This window comes from Paraburkholderia sp. BR10882, assembly GCF_040948855.1.
GTDB lineage: Bacteria > Pseudomonadota > Gammaproteobacteria > Burkholderiales > Burkholderiaceae > Paraburkholderia > Paraburkholderia nodosa_A.
The window spans coordinates 59,287-82,804 of record NZ_JBFPKP010000026.1; the positions used below are offsets into that span (position 1 = coordinate 59,287).

At 65.3% G+C, this 23,518-nt stretch carries 24 protein-coding genes; 21 read left to right on the forward strand and 3 right to left on the reverse strand.

Going from position 1 to position 23,518, the window contains the following annotated elements:
- Positions 1 to 2: 2 nt before the first annotated feature.
- From AB3X99_RS36650 to AB3X99_RS36690, 9 genes are all read left to right on the forward strand, one after another.
- Positions 3 to 1,286, forward strand: coding sequence for an MFS transporter (locus AB3X99_RS36650; protein WP_069262982.1), 1,284 nt, complete (start codon positions 3 to 5; stop codon positions 1,284 to 1,286).
- 87 nt (positions 1,287 to 1,373) lie between these two features.
- Complete coding sequence (locus AB3X99_RS36655) at positions 1,374 to 2,303, forward strand: LysR substrate-binding domain-containing protein (RefSeq protein WP_368619718.1); 930 nt, start codon at positions 1,374 to 1,376, stop codon at positions 2,301 to 2,303.
- Positions 2,304 to 2,433: 130 nt separating this feature from the next.
- Positions 2,434 to 2,928, forward strand: coding sequence for a hydroxyquinol 1,2-dioxygenase (locus tag AB3X99_RS36660; RefSeq protein WP_368619719.1), 495 nt, complete (start codon positions 2,434 to 2,436; stop codon positions 2,926 to 2,928).
- A gap of 41 nt (positions 2,929 to 2,969) precedes the next feature.
- Entirely contained in the window at positions 2,970 to 3,989 is a 1,020-nt protein-coding gene (locus tag AB3X99_RS36665; RefSeq protein ID WP_069262979.1) for a hydroxyquinol 1,2-dioxygenase, read from the forward strand.
- A 52-nt stretch (positions 3,990 to 4,041) separates the two neighbouring features.
- Positions 4,042 to 5,508 (forward strand): aldehyde dehydrogenase family protein, encoded by a 1,467-nt coding sequence (locus AB3X99_RS36670; protein WP_368619720.1) that lies wholly within the window; start codon positions 4,042 to 4,044, stop codon positions 5,506 to 5,508.
- Between the two features lie 7 nt (positions 5,509 to 5,515).
- Positions 5,516 to 6,583: a maleylacetate reductase gene (locus AB3X99_RS36675; RefSeq protein WP_368619721.1), complete on the forward strand. Its 1,068-nt coding sequence runs from the start codon at positions 5,516 to 5,518 to the stop codon at positions 6,581 to 6,583.
- A 55-nt stretch (positions 6,584 to 6,638) separates the two neighbouring features.
- A complete protein-coding gene (locus AB3X99_RS36680) occupies positions 6,639 to 7,511 on the forward strand; it encodes an intradiol ring-cleavage dioxygenase (RefSeq protein ID WP_368619722.1) in 873 nt (290 codons plus the stop codon).
- Entirely contained in the window at positions 7,508 to 7,828 is a 321-nt protein-coding gene (locus AB3X99_RS36685; RefSeq protein ID WP_069262975.1) for a YciI family protein, read from the forward strand. Before AB3X99_RS36680 ends, AB3X99_RS36685 begins: the two co-directional genes overlap by 4 nt.
- 3 nt (positions 7,829 to 7,831) lie before the next feature.
- Complete coding sequence (locus tag AB3X99_RS36690) at positions 7,832 to 8,173, forward strand: Rieske (2Fe-2S) protein (protein WP_368619723.1); 342 nt, start codon at positions 7,832 to 7,834, stop codon at positions 8,171 to 8,173.
- Between the two features lie 192 nt (positions 8,174 to 8,365).
- On the opposite strand, the gene AB3X99_RS36695 is transcribed toward AB3X99_RS36690, so the two are convergent.
- A complete protein-coding gene (locus AB3X99_RS36695) occupies positions 8,366 to 8,815 on the reverse strand; it encodes an ester cyclase (RefSeq protein ID WP_368619724.1) in 450 nt (149 codons plus the stop codon).
- Positions 8,816 to 9,058: 243 nt separating this feature from the next.
- Here AB3X99_RS36695 and AB3X99_RS36700 point away from each other — a divergent pair, with 243 nt between their 5' ends.
- The 12 genes from AB3X99_RS36700 (at position 9,059) to AB3X99_RS36755 (ending at position 20,520) form a co-directional block, all read left to right on the forward strand.
- Positions 9,059 to 9,784, forward strand: coding sequence for a 2OG-Fe(II) oxygenase (locus AB3X99_RS36700; protein WP_368619725.1), 726 nt, complete (start codon positions 9,059 to 9,061; stop codon positions 9,782 to 9,784).
- Positions 9,785 to 9,809: 25 nt separating this feature from the next.
- Complete coding sequence (locus tag AB3X99_RS36705; RefSeq protein WP_368619726.1) at positions 9,810 to 10,361, forward strand: methylated-DNA--[protein]-cysteine S-methyltransferase; 552 nt, start codon at positions 9,810 to 9,812, stop codon at positions 10,359 to 10,361.
- A 19-nt stretch (positions 10,362 to 10,380) separates the two neighbouring features.
- Positions 10,381 to 11,121 (forward strand): 2OG-Fe(II) oxygenase, encoded by a 741-nt coding sequence (locus AB3X99_RS36710; RefSeq protein ID WP_368619732.1) that lies wholly within the window; start codon positions 10,381 to 10,383, stop codon positions 11,119 to 11,121.
- Positions 11,122 to 11,360: 239 nt separating this feature from the next.
- On the forward strand, positions 11,361 to 12,383 hold the full coding sequence (locus AB3X99_RS36715) for a DUF2891 domain-containing protein (protein WP_368606565.1): 1,023 nt from the start codon (positions 11,361 to 11,363) through the stop codon (positions 12,381 to 12,383).
- Positions 12,384 to 12,559: 176 nt separating this feature from the next.
- On the forward strand, positions 12,560 to 13,000 hold the full coding sequence (locus AB3X99_RS36720; protein ID WP_368619727.1) for a CBS domain-containing protein: 441 nt from the start codon (positions 12,560 to 12,562) through the stop codon (positions 12,998 to 13,000).
- Positions 13,001 to 13,241: 241 nt separating this feature from the next.
- Complete coding sequence (locus AB3X99_RS36725) at positions 13,242 to 14,807, forward strand: methyl-accepting chemotaxis protein (RefSeq protein WP_368606567.1); 1,566 nt, start codon at positions 13,242 to 13,244, stop codon at positions 14,805 to 14,807.
- A gap of 67 nt (positions 14,808 to 14,874) precedes the next feature.
- Positions 14,875 to 15,273 (forward strand): VOC family protein, encoded by a 399-nt coding sequence (locus AB3X99_RS36730; RefSeq protein ID WP_368619728.1) that lies wholly within the window; start codon positions 14,875 to 14,877, stop codon positions 15,271 to 15,273.
- 35 nt (positions 15,274 to 15,308) lie between these two features.
- Entirely contained in the window at positions 15,309 to 15,563 is a 255-nt protein-coding gene (locus AB3X99_RS36735; RefSeq protein ID WP_342949383.1) for a hypothetical protein, read from the forward strand.
- 255 nt (positions 15,564 to 15,818) lie between these two features.
- Complete coding sequence (locus AB3X99_RS36740; protein ID WP_368619733.1) at positions 15,819 to 17,084, forward strand: ABC transporter substrate-binding protein; 1,266 nt, start codon at positions 15,819 to 15,821, stop codon at positions 17,082 to 17,084.
- Between the two features lie 93 nt (positions 17,085 to 17,177).
- Positions 17,178 to 18,053: a branched-chain amino acid ABC transporter permease gene (locus AB3X99_RS36745; protein WP_069267033.1), complete on the forward strand. Its 876-nt coding sequence runs from the start codon at positions 17,178 to 17,180 to the stop codon at positions 18,051 to 18,053.
- A gap of 23 nt (positions 18,054 to 18,076) precedes the next feature.
- Positions 18,077 to 19,003 carry a branched-chain amino acid ABC transporter permease gene (locus AB3X99_RS36750; RefSeq protein ID WP_069267032.1) on the forward strand — a complete coding sequence of 309 codons (927 nt, stop codon included), beginning with the start codon at positions 18,077 to 18,079 and terminating at the stop codon, positions 19,001 to 19,003.
- The gene (locus tag AB3X99_RS36755; RefSeq protein WP_368619729.1) at positions 19,000 to 20,520 is read left to right on the forward strand and encodes an ATP-binding cassette domain-containing protein; all 1,521 of its coding nucleotides are present in this window, start codon (positions 19,000 to 19,002) and stop codon (positions 20,518 to 20,520) included. The genes AB3X99_RS36750 and AB3X99_RS36755 overlap by 4 nt, the downstream gene beginning before the upstream one ends.
- A gap of 31 nt (positions 20,521 to 20,551) precedes the next feature.
- Here AB3X99_RS36755 and AB3X99_RS36760 read toward each other — a convergent pair whose 3' ends face one another.
- Both AB3X99_RS36760 and AB3X99_RS36765 read right to left on the reverse strand, forming a co-directional pair.
- Entirely contained in the window at positions 20,552 to 22,294 is a 1,743-nt protein-coding gene (locus AB3X99_RS36760) for a Na/Pi cotransporter family protein (RefSeq protein WP_069267030.1), read from the reverse strand.
- Between the two features lie 39 nt (positions 22,295 to 22,333).
- The coding region (locus AB3X99_RS36765; RefSeq protein ID WP_368619730.1) for an HAD-IC family P-type ATPase at positions 22,334 to 23,518 on the reverse strand (1,185 nt) is incomplete at its 5' end.

The following is a 23,518-nucleotide window of genomic DNA, read 5'->3' on the forward strand; positions in this document are numbered from 1 at the left end:
AGATGAAACCGAACACATGGGACACGGCCTACGAATGGAAAGCCGTGACGCTGCTGGCACTGGGCTTCGGCCTCGTGGGCCTCGACCGCTGGCTGATCGCGCCGCTGTTCCCGTCCATCATGAAAGACCTCAACCTCAATGCGCAGGATGTCGGCAATTGCATCGGTATCCTGGGCCTTTCGTGGGGCGTGTTCGCGGCGGTCATGGGCGGCATGTCCGACAAGGTGGGGCGGCGCAAGGTGCTGATCCCGGCGATCATCGCGTTCTCGCTGCTCTCGGGCTTCTCGGGCCTCGCAGGCGGCTTCGCGAGCCTGCTGGCCGTGCGCGCGCTGATGGGCGTGGCGGAGGGTTCTTTCTGCCCGACCAGCTTCGCCGCCACCGCCGATGCCTCGCATCCGAAGCGCCGCGGCTTCAATCTCGGACTCCAGCAAAGCGGCTTCGCGCTGTTCGGTCTCGCGCTTTCGCCGATCATCGCGACGCAGTTGCTGGGCGTGATGAGCTGGCGCTGGGTGTTCGCACTCGTGTCGGTGCCGGGCCTCATTCTCGGCTTGCTGATGTACCGCGTGATCCGTGAGCCGCAAGGCGCGCCTGCGCCTGATTCGGGCGCATCCGCGGCGAAGGCCGAACGCGGCCACTGGCGTGACGTGATTCGCAGCCGCAACATTCCCGTGGCGATGGTCGCGCTCTTCTGCGCCATGACGGGCGTGTTCGTGCTCGGCGCCATGCTGCCGCTCTATCTCACGCAGTACCTTTCGCTCGACACCCAGCGCATGGGCGTGGTGGCCTCGGCAATTGGCTTTGGCGGATTCGTCGGACAGTTCGGCTTGCCGGGGCTTTCGGATCTGTTGGGCCGGCGCCTCGCGAGCGTCGTCGGCTTCGTGGGCACTGCTGTCATGCTGATCGTGTTTCGCGGTCTCGGTGCGCAGCCGTTCGCGCTCTTCGCGGTGCTGTTCGCGGCGTCGTTCTTCACGCTCGGCCTTGTTTCGCTGCTCTCGGGACCGGTTGCCACCGAAGCCGCGCCGGCCGGCATGGTCTCGACTTCGATCGGCCTCGTGGTGGGCGCGGGCGAAATCTTTGGCGGCGGCGTGGCGCCCGCGCTCGCCGGATTCGTGGCAGCGCATTTCGGTATCCAGAACATTTTGTGGCTGCCGATCGGCGCGGTCTTCCTCGGGGTGCTCGTGAGCCTCTTCCTCAAGGAAACCGCGCCCGCCAAGCTGCGGCGCAGCGAGGCTGCCGCCCCCGTTGCCCCCGGCGCGCCCTTGCCTGCAGCGGGGCAGGCCGAGTAGCGTGCGCGCCGCCCGTGCAGAGCGGCGCGAGCGCCCGGAGGCGGGCCCTATACTTGAAGGGCCCGAACCCGAGAAGAAGAGAGGAGCATGGACCGATTCCTGAGCATCGAGGCGTTTGTGCGCGTGGCGGAAACGAGCAGTTTCGCGGAGGCGTCCCGGCAACTCGGCGTGACCAGTTCGGTCGTGACGAACCGCATCCAGCAACTGGAGAAGTTCGTCAACGCCCCGCTCTTTCATCGCAGCACGCGGCACGTGCGCCTCTCCGAAGTCGGCGAGGCGTTTTATCGTGAGTGCGCGGAGGTGGTGGGGCGTGTGAACGAGCTGACCGACCAGATGCGCGAGCTGCGCGCCACGCCCACTGGCAGGCTGCGCATCCAGATGTTGCCGGGCTTCGCGCTGGGCCATTTCGGCGCGCCGCTCGCCGAGTTCAACCGCCGCTATCCCGGCATCCAGCTCGACGTGATCGTCAACGACCGCGTGGTCGATCCGATCGAAGAAGGCTTCGACGTCGCTTTCCAGATCTTCCCGCCGATTTCCGATTCGCTGATCGAGCGACGGCTCTTTTCGGTGCGGCGGCTCTTTTGCGCCACGCCCGCTTATCTGGAGGAGCATGGCGCGCCGCAGCATCCGCGCGAATTGCTGCAGCACACCACGGCGCTCTATTCGGGCTATCCCTCGCGCAACCGCTGGACGATGACTCGCGGCGACGAAGTCGTGGAGATGGAGTTGCCCGGCATGATCCGCTCGAACTCCGTGCATTTGCTGCGCGATTACGCGCTCACGGGCGGCGGCGTGGTGTGCCTGCCTACGCTCGTGGCGAGCGAGGCGCTCCTAAACGGTTCGCTCGTGCCGATCCTCACCGACTACCACCTATCGGCATTGAGTTTTGCCGCCGTATATCCCTCCACACAGCGCCAGGCCCTGAAAGTGAAGGCGCTGGTGGAGTTTCTGGCCGAGTATCTGGGCCCCGAGCCCGCCTGGGACGTGCCGCTGATCGAGCGCGGCTGGGTGCGCTAGCGCCTGCGACGATCGCCTGCCGCGATTATTTGCGAAACGCGAATGCCGTAGTTGCCTGGCCGCCGGTTGTTGCCGCCGCGCAGCGCTCCTAAAGTGGATTCCAACGAACCTTCCAAAACAGGAGACAGCCATGACCGATTCGTCATTCCACACCGCCTTCGGTTCGCTCGAGCAGTATCGCAAGGGCGAGATCGAAATCACGAGCGGCGACGCCCGCCACTATGTTTTCTCCAATGTCTTCGAAGTCGCCGCAAGCTCTGCGCCCTACGAGAAAGTCGTGGTCGGCAAGAACCTCGACTACGTGATCGAGGTGCTGCGCACGGAAGGGCAATCGCGCTGGTTCGCCTGCGCACACGATGAGTTCGCGATCCTGATGGATGGCGAAGTGCGCATCGACTTCATCAAGCTCGATACGCCGCCCAGGGGCGGTACGGGCACGGTCGACGCGGGCGAGCAGCCCGCGGGCCGCAAGATGGGCCACGTGGTGTTGCGCCGCGGCCATCAAGCGCTGCTGCCGGCCGGCTGCGCGTATCGCTTCAGCGCGCAGAAGGCTGGCGTGGCGCTCGTGCAGACCATGGCCGGTGAACTGTCCGTGCAGAAGTGGGCGGATATCTGCCTGCACTGACAACACGCGCTATCCGAACACTCGACTACTGGAGACACGACATGGCCACCCTCGATACCCTCGACCATTCCGCAGGCTTCGCCGCCGACACCGTGCGCGCGAGCGAGCCCGACGCCGTGACCGGCTATCGCCGCTACACGCTCGGCGCGTTCGAATTCACGCGCGACGAGTACTTCGTGAAAGTGCTGTGGCCCGCGAAAGGGCAGACGCGCACGCACGCCATCCCCGCCGACGCCTTCCTGCGCGCCATGATGCGCGACGTGGCCTGGGGCTTCTTCTACGGCTGGGTGAACTTCGATCACGTATTCGGCACGCGCAACCACTACGGCAAGGTGGACGTGTATGCGGGCTCGTTCAACGGCATCATGAAGGACGCCGGCGTGGACTATATCGAGACATTCGAAACGCCCACCATCATGGCGACCTTCAAGGCGATCCTGCACGACTGGACCAACGAAGGCTTCGACCCGTTCGCCGCGCCCGAGGAAACCGGTACCGCATTCGGCCGCAAGCATGGCGAGAACGATGCCGCGATCGAGCGTACGCGCATCGCCACGCGCCGCATGCCGGGCCTCGAAGGCGACTCGCCGCTGCGCGACGACCTCCCGGTGAACCGCGCCTTCGCCGACGTGCCTCAGGACAACCCCGAAGTGCACGCCGAGCCCGGCTTCGAAGGCGAGCTGCACGCGTTCAACCTCTTCAAGTACCTCTCGCGCTCGGACGTGACATGGAACCCCTCGGTCACTTCGGTGTGCGGCCAGAGCCTGTTCTGCCCGACCACCGAGGAATACATCCTGCCGGTTTTCCACGGCAACGACCGCGTGGAGTGGTTCCTGCAGCTCTCCGACGAGATCGTCTGGGACATCGGCGACAAGAACACAGGCGCGCCGCGCGCACGCATCACCATGCGCGCGGGCGACATTTGCGCCATGCCCGCCGATATCCGCCACCAGGGCTATTCGACCAAGCGCTCGATGCTGCTCGTGTGGGAGAACGCGACCGCAGGTTTGCCCAAGCGCTACGAGAGCGGCGAACTCAAGCCGTATCCGGTCGAGTTTTGAACGAGCTTCGCAGCTACACAGCAAGCCTTAAGCATCAACCGAGGAATGACTCATGCAAACGCAATTGTTCATCGCCGGCCGCTTCGTCGACGCCGTCGAGGGCGGCACCATCGACGTGCTCAATCCGCACGACGGCTCGCTGATCACGAAGATCGCCGCCGCCACCGCCGCCGACATCGATCTGGCCGTGGCCGCCGCTACGCGCGCCTTCCCGCAGTGGTCGGCGATGCCGGCTGCCGAACGCGGCCGCCTGCTGCTGCGTCTGGCCGACGCCATCGAAGCGAACGGCGAAGAACTCGCGCAACTGGAATCGCTCGACACGGGGCACCCGATCCGCGATTCGCGCGCGCTGGACGTGCCGCGCACGGCGGCGTGCTTCCGCTACTTCGGCGGCATGGCCGACAAGCTGCAAGGCTCGGTCATTCCGGTCGAAGCGGGCTTTCTCAACTACGTGCAGCGCGCGCCCATTGGCGTGGTGGGCCAGATCGTGCCGTGGAATTTCCCGCTCATGTTCACGAGCTGGAAGATGGGCCCAGCGCTCGCGGCCGGCAACACGGTGGTGCTGAAGCCCTCGGAAATCACGCCGCTTTCCACGCTGCGCATCGTCGAGCTGATGGCGGAAGTGGGCTTTCCCGCGGGTGTCGTCAACATCGTGCCGGGCTACGGACATACGGCCGGCCAGCGGCTTGCGGAACACGAGGGCGTGGGCAAGATCGCCTTCACCGGCTCGACGGCGACGGGGCGGCGCATCGTGGAGGCCTCGAAGGGCAACCTGAAGCGCGTGCAGCTCGAACTGGGCGGCAAGGGCGCCAATATCGTGTTCGACGACGCCAATCTCGACGCCGCCATCAACGGCGCGGCCTGGGCGATCTTCCACAACCAGGGGCAGGCGTGCATTGCGGGTTCGCGTCTGGTGCTGCACGAGCGCATCGCAGACGAATTTCTCGAACGCTTTGCGGCGCTCGCTGCTTCGATTCGTGTCGGTAATCCTTTGGACCCCGAAACAGAAATGGGGCCGCTCACTTCGCTGCAGCATCTGGAGCGCGTGAAGGCCTTCGTGGACGTGGCGCGCGAGCAGGGCGGGCGCGTCCTCACGGGCGGCACCGCGCCGCAGGACCCTGCGCTCGCCAACGGCTACTACGTGCGCCCCACGGTGATCGAGGCGAAGACGCCGGACGATCGTATCGCGCAGGAAGAGGTGTTCGGCCCGTTCGTGACCGTGCTGCGCTTCAACTCCGACGAAGAAGCGCTCGCGATTGCCAACGGCACCGACTACGGTCTCGGCAGCGGCCTGTGGACGCGCGACCTCTCGCGCGCGCACAGCATCGCGGGCAAGATTCACGCGGGCATGTGCTGGGTGAACTGCTACAAGCGCGTGAATCCGGGCAGCCCGTTCGGCGGCGTCGGTCAATCGGGCTACGGTCGCGAAATGGGCTTCGAGGCGATGCACGACTACACGGAGGCCCGCTCGGTGTGGGTCAACGTGGACGCCCAGGTGCCGCCCCACTTCAAGCGTTGAGGCACGTATGGATCGCTTCGTTTATCAGGGCTTGCCGTCGCGCGTGGTGTTCGGCTGGGGCAACCTCGCGCGGTTGCCCGAAGAAGTGGACCGGCTGGGCGCGCGCCGCGCGTTGATCCTCTCGACGCCCGAGCAGCGGCCGCTCGCTGAAGAAGTCGCGCGCCTGCTCGGCGAGCGCGCCGCGGGCATCCATGCCGAAGCGGTCATGCACGTGCCCGTGGAGGTCGCGCGGGCAGCACGCGAGAAAGCGGCGGCGCTGGACGCGCAGTGCTGCGTGGCCGTGGGCGGCGGCTCGACCATCGGCCTTGGCAAGGCCATCGCGCTCGAATCGGCGCTGCCGATCGTCGCCGTGCCCACGACCTATGCGGGCTCGGAGATGACGCCCATCTACGGTCTCACCGAAGGGCGTCTGAAAAAGACCGGGCGCGACCTGCGCGTGCTGCCGCGCACCGTGATCTACGATCCGTCGCTCACGGTCTCGCTGCCGGCCGGCATTTCGGCGGCTTCGGGCATAAACGCGATGGCGCACGCGGTCGAGGCGCTCTACGCAGAGGACGCGAACCCGGTGATCAGCCTGATGGCCGAAGAATCGATTCGCGCGTTGGGCGAGGCGCTGCCCGGTGTCGTGCGTCGCCCCGACGACGCGGCGATGCGCAGTCGCGCGCTGTATGGCGCATGGCTCGCGGGCACTTCCCTGGGCGCGGTGAGCATGGCGCTGCATCACAAGCTCTGCCACACGCTCGGCGGCACGTTCAACCTGCCGCACGCGCAAACGCATGCGGTCATGCTGCCGCATACGGCGCACTACAACCACGCGGCCGCGCCACACGCGCTCGAGCGTGTGGCGCGTGCGCTCGGCGGCGCGCAGGCGGACGAAGCCGGGCCACGGCTCTACGCGTTGAACGAGTCGCTTGGCATTGCGCTTTCGCTCGCGGAGATCGGTATGCCCGAAGCGGGCCTCGACGAAGCGGCCGATCTCGCGTGTACGAATGCCTATCCCAATCCGCGACCGTTGGAGCGCGCGGCGATCCGCGCATTGCTGCAACGCGCGTGGGAAGGCTTGGCGCCGCGCTAGCCGGGCCGTGCCACGCCGCGAGCGTGGCGCGCAAAACGAAGGAAAGGAGACAACCATGTCGATGCATGACACCGAGGCCGAACGCGCCTTGACGGAACAGGTCGTGGGCCGCTTCGCGAACACACCCGACGCGCGCCTGCGCACGCTGATGCAAAGCCTCGTGCGGCACCTGCACGCCTACGTGCGCGAAGTCGAGCCGACAGAGGCGGAGTGGTTTGCCGCGATCCGCTTCTTGACCGAGACGGGCCAGATGTGCGACGACGTCGTGCGCCAGGAATTCATCCTGCTTTCCGACACGCTGGGCGTGTCGATGCTCGTCGACGCGATCAACCACCGCTACGCTTCCGGCGCGACCGATACGACCGTGTTCGGCCCGTTCTATATCGAAGGCATGCCGGAACGCGCCTATGGCGAGAACATGGCGTTCACGCCGGGTACGCCGGCCCTCGTGCATGGCCGCGTGCTGACGACCGACGGCAAGCCAATCGCGAACGCCTTGCTCGACGTGTGGCAGACGGCGGACAACGGCATGTACTCGGGGCAGGACACCGAGCAACCGCACGGCAACCTGCGCGGCCGTTATCGCACCGACGCCGAAGGCCGCTATGCGATCCGCACCATCGTGCCCGTGTGCTATCCCATTCCGACCGACGGCCCGGTGGGCCGCATGCTCGACGCCACGGGGCGGCATCCGTGGCGGCCCGCCCATCTGCACTTCATGATCACGGCGCAGGGCCACAGCACGCTCGTGACGCACCTGTTCAACCAGAACGACCCGTATCTGGATTCGGATGCGGTGTTCGGCGTAAAGCCCTCGCTGCTCGTCGACTATCGCGAGCACGCGGCGGGCGAGGCGGCCGCGCAGCAGTTCGGCTTCGAGGGCGGCTTTCGCGAGGCGCGCTACGACTTCGTGCTGGAGCGCGCATGAGACCGCACACGCGCTACTACGCCGTATTCGCCACCGACAAGCCCGGCATGCGCGACGTCCGCGAGCGCGTGCGCGCGGTGCATCGCACCTATCTGCGCTCGGCCGCGCAGCGTGGGGTGTTCGTGCGGTTGGGCGGCTCGACGCTCGCGCCGCATTGCGACGCGCTCAACGGCACGCTCCTCGTGATCGAGGCGGAAGGATACGACGACGTGATGCGCTTCGTGCGCGACGATCCCTATACGTTGGCGGGGTTGTTCGAGCACGTAGAGATTCGTCCATGGGACTGGAATCTTGGCAATCCTGAGCAAAGAGTGTGAACCATGCAGACCGTGTGCCTGTGTTGCCTTGACGATGTGCCCGACGGGGGCGCGCGCGTGATCGACGCCGCCCTCGCGGGGCGGCCGGTCGTCGTCGTGCGGCGTGCCGGCGAAGTATGGGCGTACGCGAACCGCTGCCCGCACTTCTCGGTGCCGCTCGACTACGAGCCCGGCCATGTGCCGACGTATCGCGCCCAGGTGATCATGTGCGCGCATCACAGCGCATTGTTTCGCTTCGAAGACGGGCAGTGCGTCGAAGGCCCGTGCGCGGGAGCGAAGCTCGATGCCATTCCCGTCTGGCTCGATGCGCAGTCCAACGTCGTGGCGCATTGCGGCGGCGCCTGACTGTCTTCCACGCTCGGGGCATCGATGCCCGCGCTGAGTCCGGCATGCGAATGCGCATGGCGCAGGAACAGTGCGAGCAGTTCAGGCCGCAGCCCGTCGCCGCGTTGAGCCGCGAGCGCGTGAAGGGCGAGGAGCGGAGCAAGCTGTGACATGATTCGACTCCCTATGTGAGACCTTCCGTTCGCCGCGCTATCAGACCCGCTTGATGAGCCCGAGCTGCGAGAGCGCCGTTACGCCGTCGTCGAGCCCGATCTCCTCGACGATCTTGCCGTCTTTCAGGCGCAACACCGTCGTGCCGGTGAAATGCATCTTGCGGCCGCTCGCCGCCGGCAACGATCCCGCGAGAAAGTCTCCGAACGCCCGGCCCGAATGCGTGCCGCCGCCTTCCCATTGACCCACCACGTACTCGCCTTCGGCGATCAAGTCGGCCGCGCCCCAGAAGTTCAGATTAGGGAACGCCGCGCGAAAGCCGGTCATGAACGCCTTGATGTCCTCGCGGCCGCGGCGCGGCTCGTGCAGCGAATACTTGAGCAGCATGTCCGGCGCAGCCAGCTCGTCGACGACGCCGAGGTCGCAGGTTTCGCCCCAGAAGCGCGTGAACCAGCGGCCAACGATCGCCTTGTTGTCCTCTTCCATCGACATGTTCGACTCCTTGCTGATCTCGATTCATGGCGAAGCAGGATTGCTGCGCCTGAAATGAACGATATCGACAGGCAAACCTCGTCAATACCCGTTTCTTGCCGTGACATTCGCATGGCGTTCACGCCGTGGCGTGCGCCGAATTAGAGCGCAACATTCGGATCGGAACGCGCGGAGCGTAGGCGTATCGTTGGTCTGTATGGGAGATCGGCGAAAATGCCGCTTGCGAGAGGAGGGATACACGCGATGAGTACCGGGGCCATGCGGGCAGAGAAGCGGGAATCCGGAACATATGACTGGGCCGAGATCGAGCGATCGCTCGACATGCGCGGCTACGCAGTGCTGCCCCGCGTGCTCAGGCCCGAACAATGCGCGCAGCTCGCCGCCCTCTACGCGAGGGACGAGGGCTTTCGCTCGCGCATCGTCATGGCGCGCCACAATTTCGGGCGCGGGGAATACAAGTACTTCGCGTATCCGCTGCCGTCGCTGCTTCAGCGCTTGCGGCATGCGCTCTATCCGTCCCTCGCGCCTATCGCCAACCGCTGGAACGAGCAGCTGGGGATCGACACGCAGTACCCGGCCGATCTCGACGCGTTTCTCGATCAATGCCACCGCGCGGGGCAAACGCGCCCGACACCGCTCATCCTCGAATACGGCCCGGGCGACTATAACTGCCTGCACCAGGACTTGTACGGCGAGCATGTGTTTCCGCTGCAGGTGGCGATGCTGCTCTCACGCCCCGGCGTCGATTTCGAGGGCGGCGAATTCGTGATGACGCAGAGCGCGTCGAACGGTCAATGCGCCGAAGTGATTCCGCTGGACCAGGGCGACGCGGTGCTGTTCACCGTCAACCAGCGGCCGGCTGCGAACCGGCGCGGCGGCACGCGCAGGGTCGCGATGCGGCACGGCGTGAGCGTACTGCGCAGCGGCAAGCGTCATACCGTCGGCCTGATTTTTCACGATTCACGTTAGCGCGCCAAACGCGAAGGACCGCATCATGCAACTGTTTCTCAGCCATATCAAGTCGCCGCCTGGCGATCTCATGCTGGTGAGCGACGCGCAGCATCGGCTGTATGCGCTCGAATTCGCCGATCACCGCTCTCGTCTGCATCGCGGTCTGCGCGATCGTTACGGGGGTGCCGAATTGATCGACGCCGCCGCGCCGGCGTCGATTGCCGACGCCATGACGCGCTATTTCTCGGGCGAATTGAACGCGCTCGATCCACTCCCGGTCGTCATGGCGGGTTCGGACCTGGAAGAAGAGGTCTGGGCGGCGTTGCGCCACATTCCGGCCGGCACCACCACCAGCTACGGCAAGCTCGCGAAAGCGCTGGGATTCGAAGACCCGCGCGCGGCGATCGACATCGGCGCGGCGAGCGGCGCGAATCCCATCGCTATCGTCGTGCCGTGCCATCGCGTGATTGCCAGCAACGGCGATTTGAAGGGCTACGCGTGGGGCCTGCATCGCAAGCGCTGGCTGCTCGAACACGAGAAGGCGATTGCGGCCGCGCGCGAGGTTCCGCAGACGGCAACGCTCCCGGGATTTTGAAACGAATATGTCCTTGTCTATGAGTTCAGCCGCCAACACATTCGATAAGCTCGATTGGAGCGCAATCGCCGCGCAACTGGACAGCGAAGGGTATGCGGTACTGCCTCGGCTAGCTGGCGCGGCCGAGGCCCGCATGCTCGCGCGCGAGGCCGGCACATTGACCGCGTTGCGCCGCGTTCCGCTCCACTCGCTCGATCTCGGTCGTGGCGATCTACTGTACTTCGGCGCCGCGCTGCCGCAGCCGTGGGCGCAATGGCGTGCGGACCTCTATCGCCAGTTGGCCCCCATCGCCAATCGATGGAACGAGATGCTTGGCATGCCTTATCGATACCCTGCAGCGCTCGATGCATTTCTGGAGCGCAACCGTCGAGCGGGGCAAACGCAGGCGCAGTCGCATCTGAACCAGCTCCGCACCGACGACTATCTGGCGCTGCATCAACGCAGTGAAGGGGAGCATGTATTTCCGCTGCAAATGGTCGCCTTGCTCTCGGCGCCGGGGAAAGACTTCACGGGCGGCGAACTCGTGCTGACCGAGCAGCGTCCGCGCATGCAGTCGCGCCCGACGGTCGTTCCGCTCGGCTTGGGCGACGCGGCGATCATCGCCACGGCCCAGCGGCCATTCAAAGGCAGCAGCGCTTACTACCGCGTGAACCTCCGGCACGCCATCAGCCGCGCGCGCAGCGGCGAGCGCATTGGCGCCGAGTTGTCGTTTCACGACGCGCCGAAGGCGGCGAACGATCAACGCGCATTCGATCTCTGAATCCTGGTGAACAGGGATTCCAGTCCGTCGCGGCGATTGCAACTAACTGCCAAGCCCGCCAACCCCAGCCATACGCCGCGCCCCAGCGCGGCGGCATTGATTCGCCTTCATGCCATGCCCATCGCCCAGGGACTTCCCTTACAAATACTTTATCGACTATTTATCGATAAATTGTCGTGATAGATTTCTCAACACGCTGCTGATGTACGCCTTCGTTTTCCGGTTCTGATGAGCTCACGATGACCACACACCTCACCGCCGCCCATGCCTCGAAGTTCGCCTCGCTCGCGCTTGCCCACCTCACGCGCGAGTACCCGAACAAGCTGACCCACTCGCTCGATGGCCCACAGGACGTGCAGAGCCCGCGCGCGCTGCACCCGGCCTTTTACGGCAGCTACGACTGGCATTCGTGCGTGCACGGCTACTGGCTCGTGCTGCATCTGCTCGAGCGCTTTCCCGACTTGCCCGAGGGGCCGCAGATCGTCGCCGTGGTCGACGAACACTTCACGCCGGAGAAGATGGCCGGCGAGATGGCCTACCTCACGCTCGCGCACAATCGCGGTTTCGAGCGCCCTTATGGCTGGGCATGGCTGCTCGCGCTCGCGGCGCAAGTCGACGCGCTGGTCGAATCGATGAAGCTGCCGCAGGCCGCGCGCTGGAAGGCGGCGCTCGCGCCGCTCACCGACTGGTTCGTCGAGCGTTTCGAGGAATTCCTGCCGAAGGCGACCTATCCGCTGCGAGTGGGCACTCACTTCAATACGGCGTTCGCGCTCACGCTCGCGTACGACTTCGCAAAAGCCACAGCGCGTCCGGCGCTGGCGACGCTGATCGAAGACACGGCCACGCGCTGGCACGCGAACGACGCGGGCTGCCAGGCATGGGAGCCGGGCGGCGACGAATTCCTCTCGCCCGCGCTGAGCGTGGCCCTGCTGATGAGCCGAGTGTTGCGCGCACAGGATTTCGAGCCGTGGTTCACGCGCTTTTTGCCCAGCCTCGCGGTGCAAGAACCGGTCACGCTCTTCACGCCGGCCACCGTGACCGACCGCAGTGACGGCAAGATCGCCCACCTCGACGGCCTCAACCTGAGCCGTGCGTGGTGTCAGCGCTCACTTGCACGCGCACTGCCGGCCGGCGACGCACGCGTGGCCGTCCTCAACGATGCCGCGCAATTGCATCTGGCCAGCGCACTCGACCACGTGGCTGGGGACTACATGGGCGAGCACTGGCTCGCCACCTTCGCGACGCTCGCGCTCGAAGCATGACGAAGGCATGAAACGTGTGGGGCGTGCCGTTCGCGCGTGCCTCACGCCGCTTTCCAGACTGAAGATTTACGCGTCTGCGGTCGATATAACGGGCTGAAGCCCCGAGCTGCAGCCGGAATCGGCCGCGCAGCGCATCGTCCGGCTCGGGACGTCGAACCCATTCAGGTCTGGAAGGTATGCAAGTAGAGAAATTCATGACGAGCCGTGTCGTCACCATCGGCTTCGATGACACGCTCGCGACCGTGCGCGAGATTTTCGGCGAAGCGAGCTTTCATCATCTGCTCGTGGTCGAAGACGGCAAGCTGCAAGGCGTCGTCTCCGATCGCGACCTGTTGCGCGCGATCAGCCCGTTCATCGACAGCGTGGTCGAATCCGCGCGCGATCTCGGCACGCTCAACAAGCGCGTGCACCAGATCATGAGCCGCAAGCCGCTCACGCTGCGGCCCGAGTCGAGCCTCTCCGACGCCGTGGCCCTCTTTCTGTCCAACAAGATTTCGTGCATCCCCATTGTGGATGCCGAATTCCGTCCCGTTGGCATTGTGAGCTGGCGCGACGTGCTGCGCTATCTCGTGCCGATGGACGAGGGCGAGGCGGGTGCGGAGCCAGCCAGCGCGTGATGCGGATTGATTCGTACGCGTCCCATATATTGGTCTGTATTACGAAGCGTTGCTAACGGTCGTACTTCTTTGCAGCAAACCATAAAGTTCGCAAGCTCTCCTGCCGTTGTTATGTACTGGGCGCTTAATCAGCCTGAACGCCCGGGCTGCACTGGACAAGCGCACCGGAACAATCAATGAAAAACGACTGGGCCACGCGCGGCCTCCAGAGCCGCGCGCCCCCACGGAAGAGAGACCAGGAATGCTTCACAAGCTGTCGATACGCGCGAGCCTGACCCTGATGATCGCCTTCTTCGGCGTCGTCCTGATCGTCGGCGCCGCCACAGGACTCCTGTCGATGCGAGCGGGCAACGAGTCGCTGCGCACCATGTACACCGTCAATACGCCGGCCGTCGCCGACCTCGAAGGCAGCGCCGGCCAGCTGCTGCGTCTGCGCCTCGCGCTCGCCACCAACGCATCGCTCTCCGATCTCGGCGACCACGATGCCGCGGACGCGGTGCTCAAGCGCTACGACCAGTACCTGAAGAACTCGAACGAGCGTCTGGACCACTATCTGTCGATTGCGAGCGGAGAAGGCGAGGCGCAGGATCTGATCGCCGACATGCAGGCCAGGCGCAACAGCTTCCTGCACGATGGCCTCGAGCCGGCACTGGCGGCGCTCAAGGCCGGCGACAAGACCGCATTCCAGGAACTGCAGGGCCACAAGCTGCCGTCGCTCTACAGCAACTACGAAAAGGCGATGCTCGTACTCGAGAAGCGCCAGATCGACCTCGGTGCGCAGCGCTACCAGGAAGCGCAGGACCGCTTCAACGCAGTGAGCGTCGCGGTGGGCGTGGGCATGGTGCTCTCGCTGCTGTTCGCGTGGATTGGCCGCGCCGCGCTCATGCGCGCGATCGTGCATCCCGTGGACGCGGCCATCGCCCAGTTCCAGCGTATCGCCGCGGGCGACCTGAGCGGCACGGTGCAGACGACGAGCAACAACGAAATGGGCCGCCTGCAGGCCGCGCTGCGGCAGATGCAGGATGCACTCATCAAGACGGTCAGCAGCGTGCGTGAAGGCGCGCTGTCGATCGACAAGGGCGTGAGCGAGATCGCGGCGGGCAATACGGACCTTTCGCAGCGCACCGAGGAGCAGGCTGCCTCGCTCGAGGAAACGGCGGCGAGCATCGAAGAGCTGACCTCCACCGTCAAGCAGACCGCCGAAAACGCACGCCAGGCCAGCACGCTCGCCGAGGGCGCTTCCGGCCTCGCCGCGCAGGGCGGCGCGCTTTCGCGCGAAGTGGTCGGCACGATGCAGGACATCGTGGGCGACTCGCGGCGCGTGGGCGAGATCGTCGGCGTGATCGAGGGCATCGCGTTCCAGACCAACATCCTCGCGCTCAACGCGGCGGTGGAAGCGGCGCGCGCGGGCGAGGAAGGGCGCGGCTTCGCGGTGGTGGCGAGCGAAGTGCGCTCGCTCGCGCAGCGCAGCGCCGCGGCGGCCAAGGAGATCAAGGAACTGATCGAGTCGTCGACCTCGCGCGTGGAAACGGGCGCGGGCCTCGTCGAGCGCTCGGGCTCGACCATGAGCGAAATCGTCGAAGCGATCGCGCGCGTGAGTGCGATCATGAACGAGATTGCATCGGCGGCTGCGGAGCAGAGCACGGGCATCGATCAGGTCAACGTCGCCGTGGGACAGATGGACCTCGTGACCCAGCAGAATGCGGCACTCGTTGAGCAGGCAACGGCTGCCGCGTCGTCGCTCGAAAACGAAGCGCACCGGCTGAACGCCGCGGTTTCGGTGTTCCGCGTCGGCCGCACCGGGTAACGCAAACGCTGCAGGGTGTGATCCGCCGGTTATAGTCGTGTATTCACGACTGCGGAGTGCCAGCACCATGCAGCTTCTCGATCACGTTTCGATCGGCGTGCCCGATCTCGACGCTGCGCGTCCCTTCTACGATGCGATCATGAATGCGTTGGGTGCGCTCAAGGTCTACGACCGCCCCAACGCGCTCGGCTACGGCGAGCGTTGCGACGCCGCCGAAACGCAGTCGTCGTATCTTTCCATCTACCTGGACGCCAGCGCCATCGAGCCGAACAAGCGGCACTGGTGCTTCAAGGCCGCTACACGCTCGCAGGTCGATGCGTTCCATGCAGCCGGTCTCGCTGCGGGCGGCCGCTCGGATGGCGGTCCAGGCTTGCGGCCGCATTATCACGCCGACTATTACGCCGCCTTTCTCATCGATCCTGCCGGAAACCGGGTCGAGGCCGTGTGCCATACTGCATCGGCCTGAAGTTGCGCCTCACGCGAGGCGCGGGAGATGGGGACATGCCGGGCACTGGCAAATACTGGTTTCGAGCCAAACGCTATGGCTGGGGGTGGGGACTTCCGCTCACCTGGCAGGGGTGGGTGGTGCTCGTGGCGTATGTCTTGTCGATTGCCTTGAGCGCGGTACTTTTTGAACCGCACGGGCAGCCGTACGCATTCGCGGCATTCGTGATACTCGCCACGCTCGCGCTTTCGGCGGTCTGCTGGCTCAAGGGTGAGCCGCCTCGCTGGCGCTGGGGCAAGGACCGCGAGTGAGCGTCTCGTCCCCTGATGCGTTCAGCGAGCGCGAACGTGCGCGAGGTGCTGCGCGCATCGTTCGCAGCCGCGCGGGCAAGCGCGTTTTCTTGCCGCTTTGCACCATGAAATCAGCACGTTATCCGTATGTTACCTGTCATCGTTTTTCCCGATTGAGCGTGCAAAGGCGGGTGATACTGTTGGGGGCACATTCTTCAAAGCAGCTTTGAAGCGGGCAGATGTTCTTCAACGATCCAGGCGAATCGGAGATGCATGATGTCCTGTAACGGCGTGTGGCGAAACCTTCATCGCGCAGCGGCGACGGGTATGGTGGCGGCAGGGCTGGGCCTCGCGGCCGGCGCGCATGCCGCGGGGGACCCGATCAAGATCGGCGTGATCAGCGAGGAGTCCGCGGTGGCGGGCGCCTCGATCAGCAAGGCGGCGCAGCTCGCCGCGGACGAGATCAACGCGAGCGGCGGCGTAGATGGCCGGCCCATCCAGATCATCGCCTACGACGACCACTCGTCGGCCTCGGACGGCGTGCGCGCGTTCCAGCGCGCCGCGACCCAGGACAAGGTCGTCGCCGTGATCGGCAGCTATATCAGCGAAGTGGCGCTCGCCATGGAACCCTGGTCGGCGCGGCTGAAAATGCCCTTTATTACGCCGGGCGCCGCGAGCAACGATATTTCGAAGCACGTTCACGACGACTACGACCACTACAAATACACGTTCCACGGCTGGATGACGTCGGCATTCATCGCGCAGTCGATCTGCGATTTTTCGCACGATATTCTCGTCGGCCAGTTCAAGATGAAGTCGACGGTCGTGATGAGCGAGGACGCGGCATGGACCAAGCCGCTCGACGAGCGCTTCATGGAATGCCTGCCCAAGGCCGGTCTTCAGGTGCTGGATCATATCCGCTTCAATCCGGATACTTCGGACTTCACACCAATTTTCAACCAGATCGAGGCCAAACACCCCGATACGATCACCACGGGCATCAGCCACGTGGGCGTGCAGCCAACGGTGCAATGGCACGATCAGCAGGTGCCGATCCCGATGTCGGGCCAGAGCTCCCAGGCCACGACCACGAGCTTCTGGAAGGACACGAACGGCGCGACGGAGGGCGTGATCACGGCTTCCGCCGCGGCGCCGGGTGTGGCGATCACGCCGAAGACGGTGCCTTTCGCGGATGCGTACCAGAAGAAGTTCGGCGTATCGCCAGCGTATTGCGGCTTCTCGACCTATGACCTCGTGTACATCCTCGCGGATGCGATCAAGCGCAACAAGGGCTCGACCGATCCGGACCAGATGGTCGCCGCGCTCGAGAAGACGGATTACGTCGGCACGATCGGGCGCTGGGAATTCTACGGCAAGAACGACACGTTCACGCACGCGCTCAAGTACGGCCCGGGCTACATCACCGGCATCAACCTGCAGTGGCAGGACGGCAAGCAGATCGCGATCTGGCCCAAGTCCGTTGCAAACGGCAAGGTCAAGTTCCCGACCTTCATCAAGCTCCAGCAGGCTAGCGCAAACTAGCTTCGCGTAGTGCGTCGCGCGGTGCGGCCCTTCGTCTGACGAGGGGCCGCATGGCGCATGTTGCGACACGCCAATCCTCCTGAAAGGCCGGGCATGCTGCTCTTGCAGATCCTCATCGACGGCTTTGCCATCAGTTCGCTCTACGCGCTGGGCGCCATCGGCTTCACGCTGATTTTCGGCGTCTCCGGCATATTGAATCTCGCGCATGGTGGCGTGATGCTCGTCGCCGCGCTGATGGGCTGGATGCTCGCGGGCGAGGCGGGCCTCGGCACCTATCTCGGCACGCTGCTTGGCGTGGTCGCCGGTCTCATCGCGGCCTATGTTACCTACCTGATGGTGGTGCGGCCTATCCAGCGTTCCGCTGCGATTCCGGCCGAAGAGAAGGAAATCTTCGTGCTCACCGGCACCTTGCTGTGGGGCATCATGATCCAGCAGGGCATGGCCTGGCTCTTCACCGACAACCCGGTGACGATGCGCCCGCTCATCGGCGGCGTGGCGATGATCGGCAGCGTGCGCGTGCCGTTCAACGAGATCATGATCGCCGTGGTCTGCTGGGCCGTGATCGGCCTCCTGTGGCTCTTCGTGAATCGTACGCGCGCGGGCAAGGCGCTGCTCGCCGCCTCGATGAATCCGCGCGGCCTCACGCTGCTCGGTTTCGAACTCTCGCGCATCTATCTGCTTGCGTGGACCATCTACGGCGTGCTGGCGGGCATTGCAGGCGTGCTGCTGGCGTCGTTCCTCGGCGTGAGTACGAACAATGCCGGGCAACTCACGGCGAGCGCGTTCTCCATCGTCGTGCTGGGCGGGCTCGGCAGCGTTTCCGGATCGTTGATGGCCGCGTATGTGGTCGGCTATCTGGAGACCGTCACCGCGTATCTCGTTGCGCCGACGCTGCGGCCGCTGCCTGCGCTGCTGCTGCTGGTGCTCGTCGTCTATGTGCGGCCCCAGGGCTTCCTGGGTCGTCGCTAACGGAGCGAAGGGAGCACATCGACATGTCCGGTCTTCTTCGTTCGCGTGGGGTGTGGGTGGCCGTGTTGCTCGCCGTTGCGGCGGCCACGCTGCCGTGGTGGATGTCGGGGTATATCCTCGGCGTGCTCACGGTCGCGTATTACTTCGGCGTGTTCGCGATGTCGTGGGACCTGCTGTTCGGTTTTGCCGGCGAGGTCAATTTCGGCCCGACGTTCCTGATTGGTCTCGGCGCCTATTCGGCGGCGATCATCGACGCCCATTGGGGGCTGCCGATTCCTGTTTGCGTGATCGCGGGCGGCCTCTTCGCGCTGGTCGGCGGCCTGCTGCTCGCGGTGCCCGCGCTGCGGCTGCGCGGCCCGTACTTCGGCCTCGTCACGCTCGTGGCCGTGCTGCTGCTGCAGAACGCCATCGTGATTTTCGCGGGCGTGACGGGCGGCGAGATCGGCATGATGGTGCCCGACGTGATGTCCGTCGACGCCAACCACAACTACTGGATCGCGCTGGCGTTTCTGGTGGTCTGCGCGATCCTGCTGTTCGGTCTCTCCCGCTCGGCAATCGGCCTCATCTTGCAGGCGAGCGGCCAGGACGCGACCGGTGCGCAGGCGCTGGGCTTCAACGTCACGCGGCACAAGCTCGTGGCCTTTTGCATCAGCGCCGTGTTTTCGGGCGTGGCCGGCGCGATGCTCGTGTTCTATCAAGGCACGGCTTCGGTGAGCACGGTGGTGGACCTGAGCGTCGGCGTGCAGATCATCATCGCGGCCGTGCTCGGCGGGCGCCGCACGATACTCGGCGCCGTGCTCGGATCGATCTTCCTGATCGTGGCCGGCGAATTCCTGCGCCCACTTGGCCAACTCAACACGTTCGTCGTCGCGGCCGTCGCGCTCGCGGCGCTGCTGTTCTTTCCGGACGGCCTGCTCGGCAACTTGCTGCGTACGAGGGCCCGCCAATGAACGACACGCCGCTGCTCTCGGTACGCGGGCTGACCAAGCGCTTTGGCGGTCTCGTCGCGGTGAAGGACATCGGCTTCGACATCCGGCCCGGCGAGATCCTGGGCCTGATCGGCCCCAACGGGTCCGGCAAGTCGACGGTCATGAAGCTCATCATGGGCATCGAGCGTCCCAACGCGGGCTCGGTCAAGGTGAACGGCGTGGAGATGGCCGGCTGGGCGCCGCACCGCATTGCGCGCGCCGGTGTGGGCATCGTGTTTCAGCATTCGCGCCCGCTGCATCGGCAAACGGTGCTGGAGCACATCAAGCTCGCACTGCTGCCCGACTCGCTCGTCAAGCTCGCGGCAGAGCCGCATGTGCATCAGCGCGCGCAGGAGATTGCCGCGCGCGTGGGTCTGGCCGCCGTCATGCACCGGCACCCTGCCACGCTGCCGTTCGCGGACCTGCGCCGCATGGAGATGGCGAAGGCGATAGCACGCGACCCGCAGGTCGTGCTCGTCGACGAGCCCTTCGCAGGACTCACGGTTGCGGAATCGGAGGCATTCTCCGAGCTGATTCGCGGTTTTCGCGCGGAGGGGCGCGCGGTGCTGCTGGTCGATCACAACGTCAAAAGCCTTTCAGCGCTCGCCGACCGCGTACTCGCGATGTACCTCGGCGAGCACGTTGCCGAAGGCACGGCGGAAGAGGTGATGCAAAACGAAACGGTGCGCCGCGTGTATCTGGGCAGCAAGCTGGAACTGCGTCAGCGCTCGAGCGTCGCGGGCGAGGCGAAGCGCGCCATCCTCGAGGTTTCGGACTTGCGCGTGCTGTACGGCAAGGCATGCGCGCTCGACGGCGTGAGCCTCAGCGTGCGGGAGGGCGAGTTCGTTTCGGTGGTCGGCCTCAACGGCGCCGGCAAGACCACGCTCTTCAACGCGCTTTCAGGCCTCTTGCCGTACAAGGGGACGATCCGCTTCGACGGGCGCGATTTGAAGGGCATGAGCGGGGCGGCCGTCTCGCGCGCGGGCCTCGTGCAATGCCCGGAAACGCGCGAGCTGTTCGGCGACATGACGGTGCGCGAGAATCTCGAACTCGGCGGCTATCATCTCTCCGACAACGTGCGCAAGAAGCAGCTCACCTGGCTCTACGACCTCTTTCCGATCCTCAAGTCGCGCCAGAGCCAAACCGCGCGCACGCTTTCGGGCGGCGAGCAGCAAATGCTGGCCATTGCGCGTGCGCTCATGCCTCAGCCCAGGCTGCTGATACTCGACGAGCCGACGCTCGGGCTCGCACCCGTGATCCTCGAACAGCTTTCGAAGGCGCTGGACGCGCTGCAGCAGTCCACGCCCATTACGGTGCTGCTGGGCGAGCAGAACGTTCGCTTCGCCCTGCCGCACGCGGACCGCGTTTATGTGCTGGAACATGCGCGCATCGTCTGGGAGGGGAGCGCTTCGCGCTTCGAGACGGAGATGGGGCGCGGCTTTCTCGAAGCGGTGCCCACGACCGTTCCTCATGCACTGACCTCGGGCGCGCCGCGTTGAAGGCCACGCGCGGCATGCGCGCGCCGCGTCTTCACGCCTGAGCTTCTGCCTCGGTCTCGGCCACTGCCTCTGCGCTTTCAGGCTCCAGCACTTTCACGTCGTGCAGCCACCGCGTGGCCTTGGCGATGGCCCGGGAAAGCCGCGCCACCTCGTTCAACTGCTCGATCACGTCGTTGGCGAAGCGGAAAAGGAACGCCGCTCCCTCGTTGCGCAACTGCAGTGCGGACATGATGCGCTGGCGCGCCGAGTCGGACTGCGCTTCGATTTCCGGCTTGGCGTTGACGATGCCCGTCACGACGTCGGCCTCCGGGTGCGCGATCATCTGCACGGCAAGCGTGAAACGCTCGATGACGGACCGGGCGAATTGCACCAGCTCAGGGTTGTTCGCCAACACGGTCACGTCCGCGCTTTGCGCGGCGCGCCTCTGACTCAGCGCGAGCATGCTCGTGGTGGCCACTTCCCGGATGGCGTCGAGGCAGGTGGCAATTCGCGCGAGATCCACCAGTTGCCGGCCTTCGTCGTCGCTTTGCACGGCATCCGAGAGCTTGCCGATATAGGTGAGTATGGCAGTGCTGAGCGAGTCTGCCGCCTTGTCTTCGTTCGACACCGTGGAAAGCGCCTGCGTGGAGCTTTCGACCAGCAGCGTGGCGCTATGCTCGACGAGAATCTGCACGAGCTTGCCGAGCGAAGCCAGTTCGAGTTGCACGCGGGCAATGGCGAGCGCTGGCATTTCGACCAGCGTTTCATCGAGGTAACGCGGCACGCCGGGGTCTTGCCACCCTTCGCGGCGTGCCGGGGCCAGGCGTTCGGCGAGCTTCGCAATGGGCCCCGTGAACCAGATCAGCACGAGGGTGCTGAACACGCTGAACACTGTGTGTGCATTGGCGGCCTGCCGCGGCGTTTCCGCCGCGAGGCGCGCAGCGCCGGTCAGCTCGGGCGCGGAAGGCGAGATCATGCGCACGAAATCGGCGAACTGCGGAATGACGAAGGCGAAGAACAGCACGCCAAGCACGTTGAAGATCAGGTGGACGATACCGACTTGCGCCGCCTCCGCCGACTTGCCGATTGAAGCGAGCAGCGCCGTGCCACAGGTGCCCACATTCGCGCCGAGTATCAGCGCAATGCCCGACTCGAGCGGAATGAGCCCCTGGCTGCCTAGCGCGATCACGATCGCGAGCGTGGCCGCCGAGCTTTGCACGATGGCCGTGAACACCGCGCCGATCACGATGCCGATGAGCGGATTGCGCATGTTCTGCATCGCGTCGATGAACGGCTGGTAATCGCGCAGGGGCCGGGTCGCGTTGCCCATCATTTCGATGCCGAGAAACAGCAGGCCGAGGCCGAGCAGCGCGCCGCCCAGTTCGCGCAGCGTTTCGCGCTTCGCGAAGCCATAGAGCAGGAAGCCGCCGCCGAGCATGAACGGCGTGAGCGCGGAGATATTGAACGCGATGATCTGCGCGGTGAGCGTCGAGCCGATATTGGCGCCCATGATCATCGGGATGGACTGCATCAGCGTCATGAGCCGCGCGGAAACGAAGCCCACCAGCAGTACCGTGGTGATAGTCGACGAATTCAGCAGCGCCGTGATGCCGGCGCCCGCAAGCACGCCGCGAAAGCGGTTGGCGGTGAGCGAACCCAGCAGCGATTGCAGGCGCGCGCCGGCGATCGTTTTGAGCGCGCCCGTCATCAGATCCAGCCCGAACAGGAACAGGGCGAGCCCGCCCACCAGCAGTCCGGTCACCTCGACCAGGTTCAGGTTCGCACCAGGCAGCATGGCATTGGGCCCTCGCTCTCGGGACGGGACGAAACGATTCTACGCGTCATGGTACTGCCTTGTTGGCGCGCCGCGCGGTTGCGGGCTCACGGACTTCTTCAGCGCCGGTATCGAACGAATGACGAGCTTCTCCAGCTCCACCACGAGGAAGAACAGGATCGCACCCGCCACGAGCCAGAGCCAGGTCGAGAGCGGCAGGGACTCGGTATTGAACACCGCGTGAAAGGGCAGCGTATAGGTGAAAAGAATCTGCAGCACGACGACAGCACCGATGCCGTACCAGAGATACGGATTGCCCATGTGCGCCCGCACCGACAGCGCTGAATTGAGCAGCGAACGGCTATTGAGCAGATAGAAGACTTGTCCCAGCGTAATGGCGTTGACGGCGGCCGTGCGCGCCATCGAATCCGGCACGCCCTGCGACTTCATCCAGAAGAATGCCGCGAGCGTATAGAGCACGAGCGTGGCGCCGACAAAGAGAATGCGCCACACGCCGAATGGCGTGACGATAGGACGGTCGATCGAGCGCGGCGGGCGCTGCATCACGTCGTTCTCGTGAGGCTCGAAGGAAATGACGAGGCCAAGCGCGACGGACGTGACCATGTTCACCCACAGCACCTGCGGCGCGGTGATCGGCAGCACGAAGCCGAACAGGATCGCGATGGCAATCACGGCGCCCTGGGCGATATTGGTGGGCAGCATGAAGAGCATGGCCTTTTCGATGTTGTTGTAGACCGTGCGCCCCTCCTTGACTGCCGCCGAGATCGAGGCGAAATTGTCGTCGGCGAGGATCATGCCCGCGGCTTCCTTCGTGACTTCCGTGCCCTTGATGCCCATCGCCACGCCGATATCCGCCTTCTTGAGCGCGGGCGCGTCGTTCACGCCGTCGCCCGTCATGGCGACCACCTGCCGGTTGGCCTGGATCGCCTTCACGAGCCGCAGCTTGTGCTCGGGGCTCGCGCGCGCGAACACATCCACGTCGCGCACACATTCCTGCAGCGCGGCGTCGTTCATCGCCTCGATCTCGGTGCCCGCCACGGCCGTCTTGCCGTCGCCGATGCCGAGCATGCCCGCGATCGCAGCGGCCGTGACCTTGTGGTCGCCCGTGATCATCGTCACGCGGATGCCGCCGCCGTGGCATTCGCGCACTGCATCGATCGCCTCCTTGCGAGGCGGGTCCATGAGGCCCACGAGACCGAGCAGCACGAGCGTCTTCGGTAGATC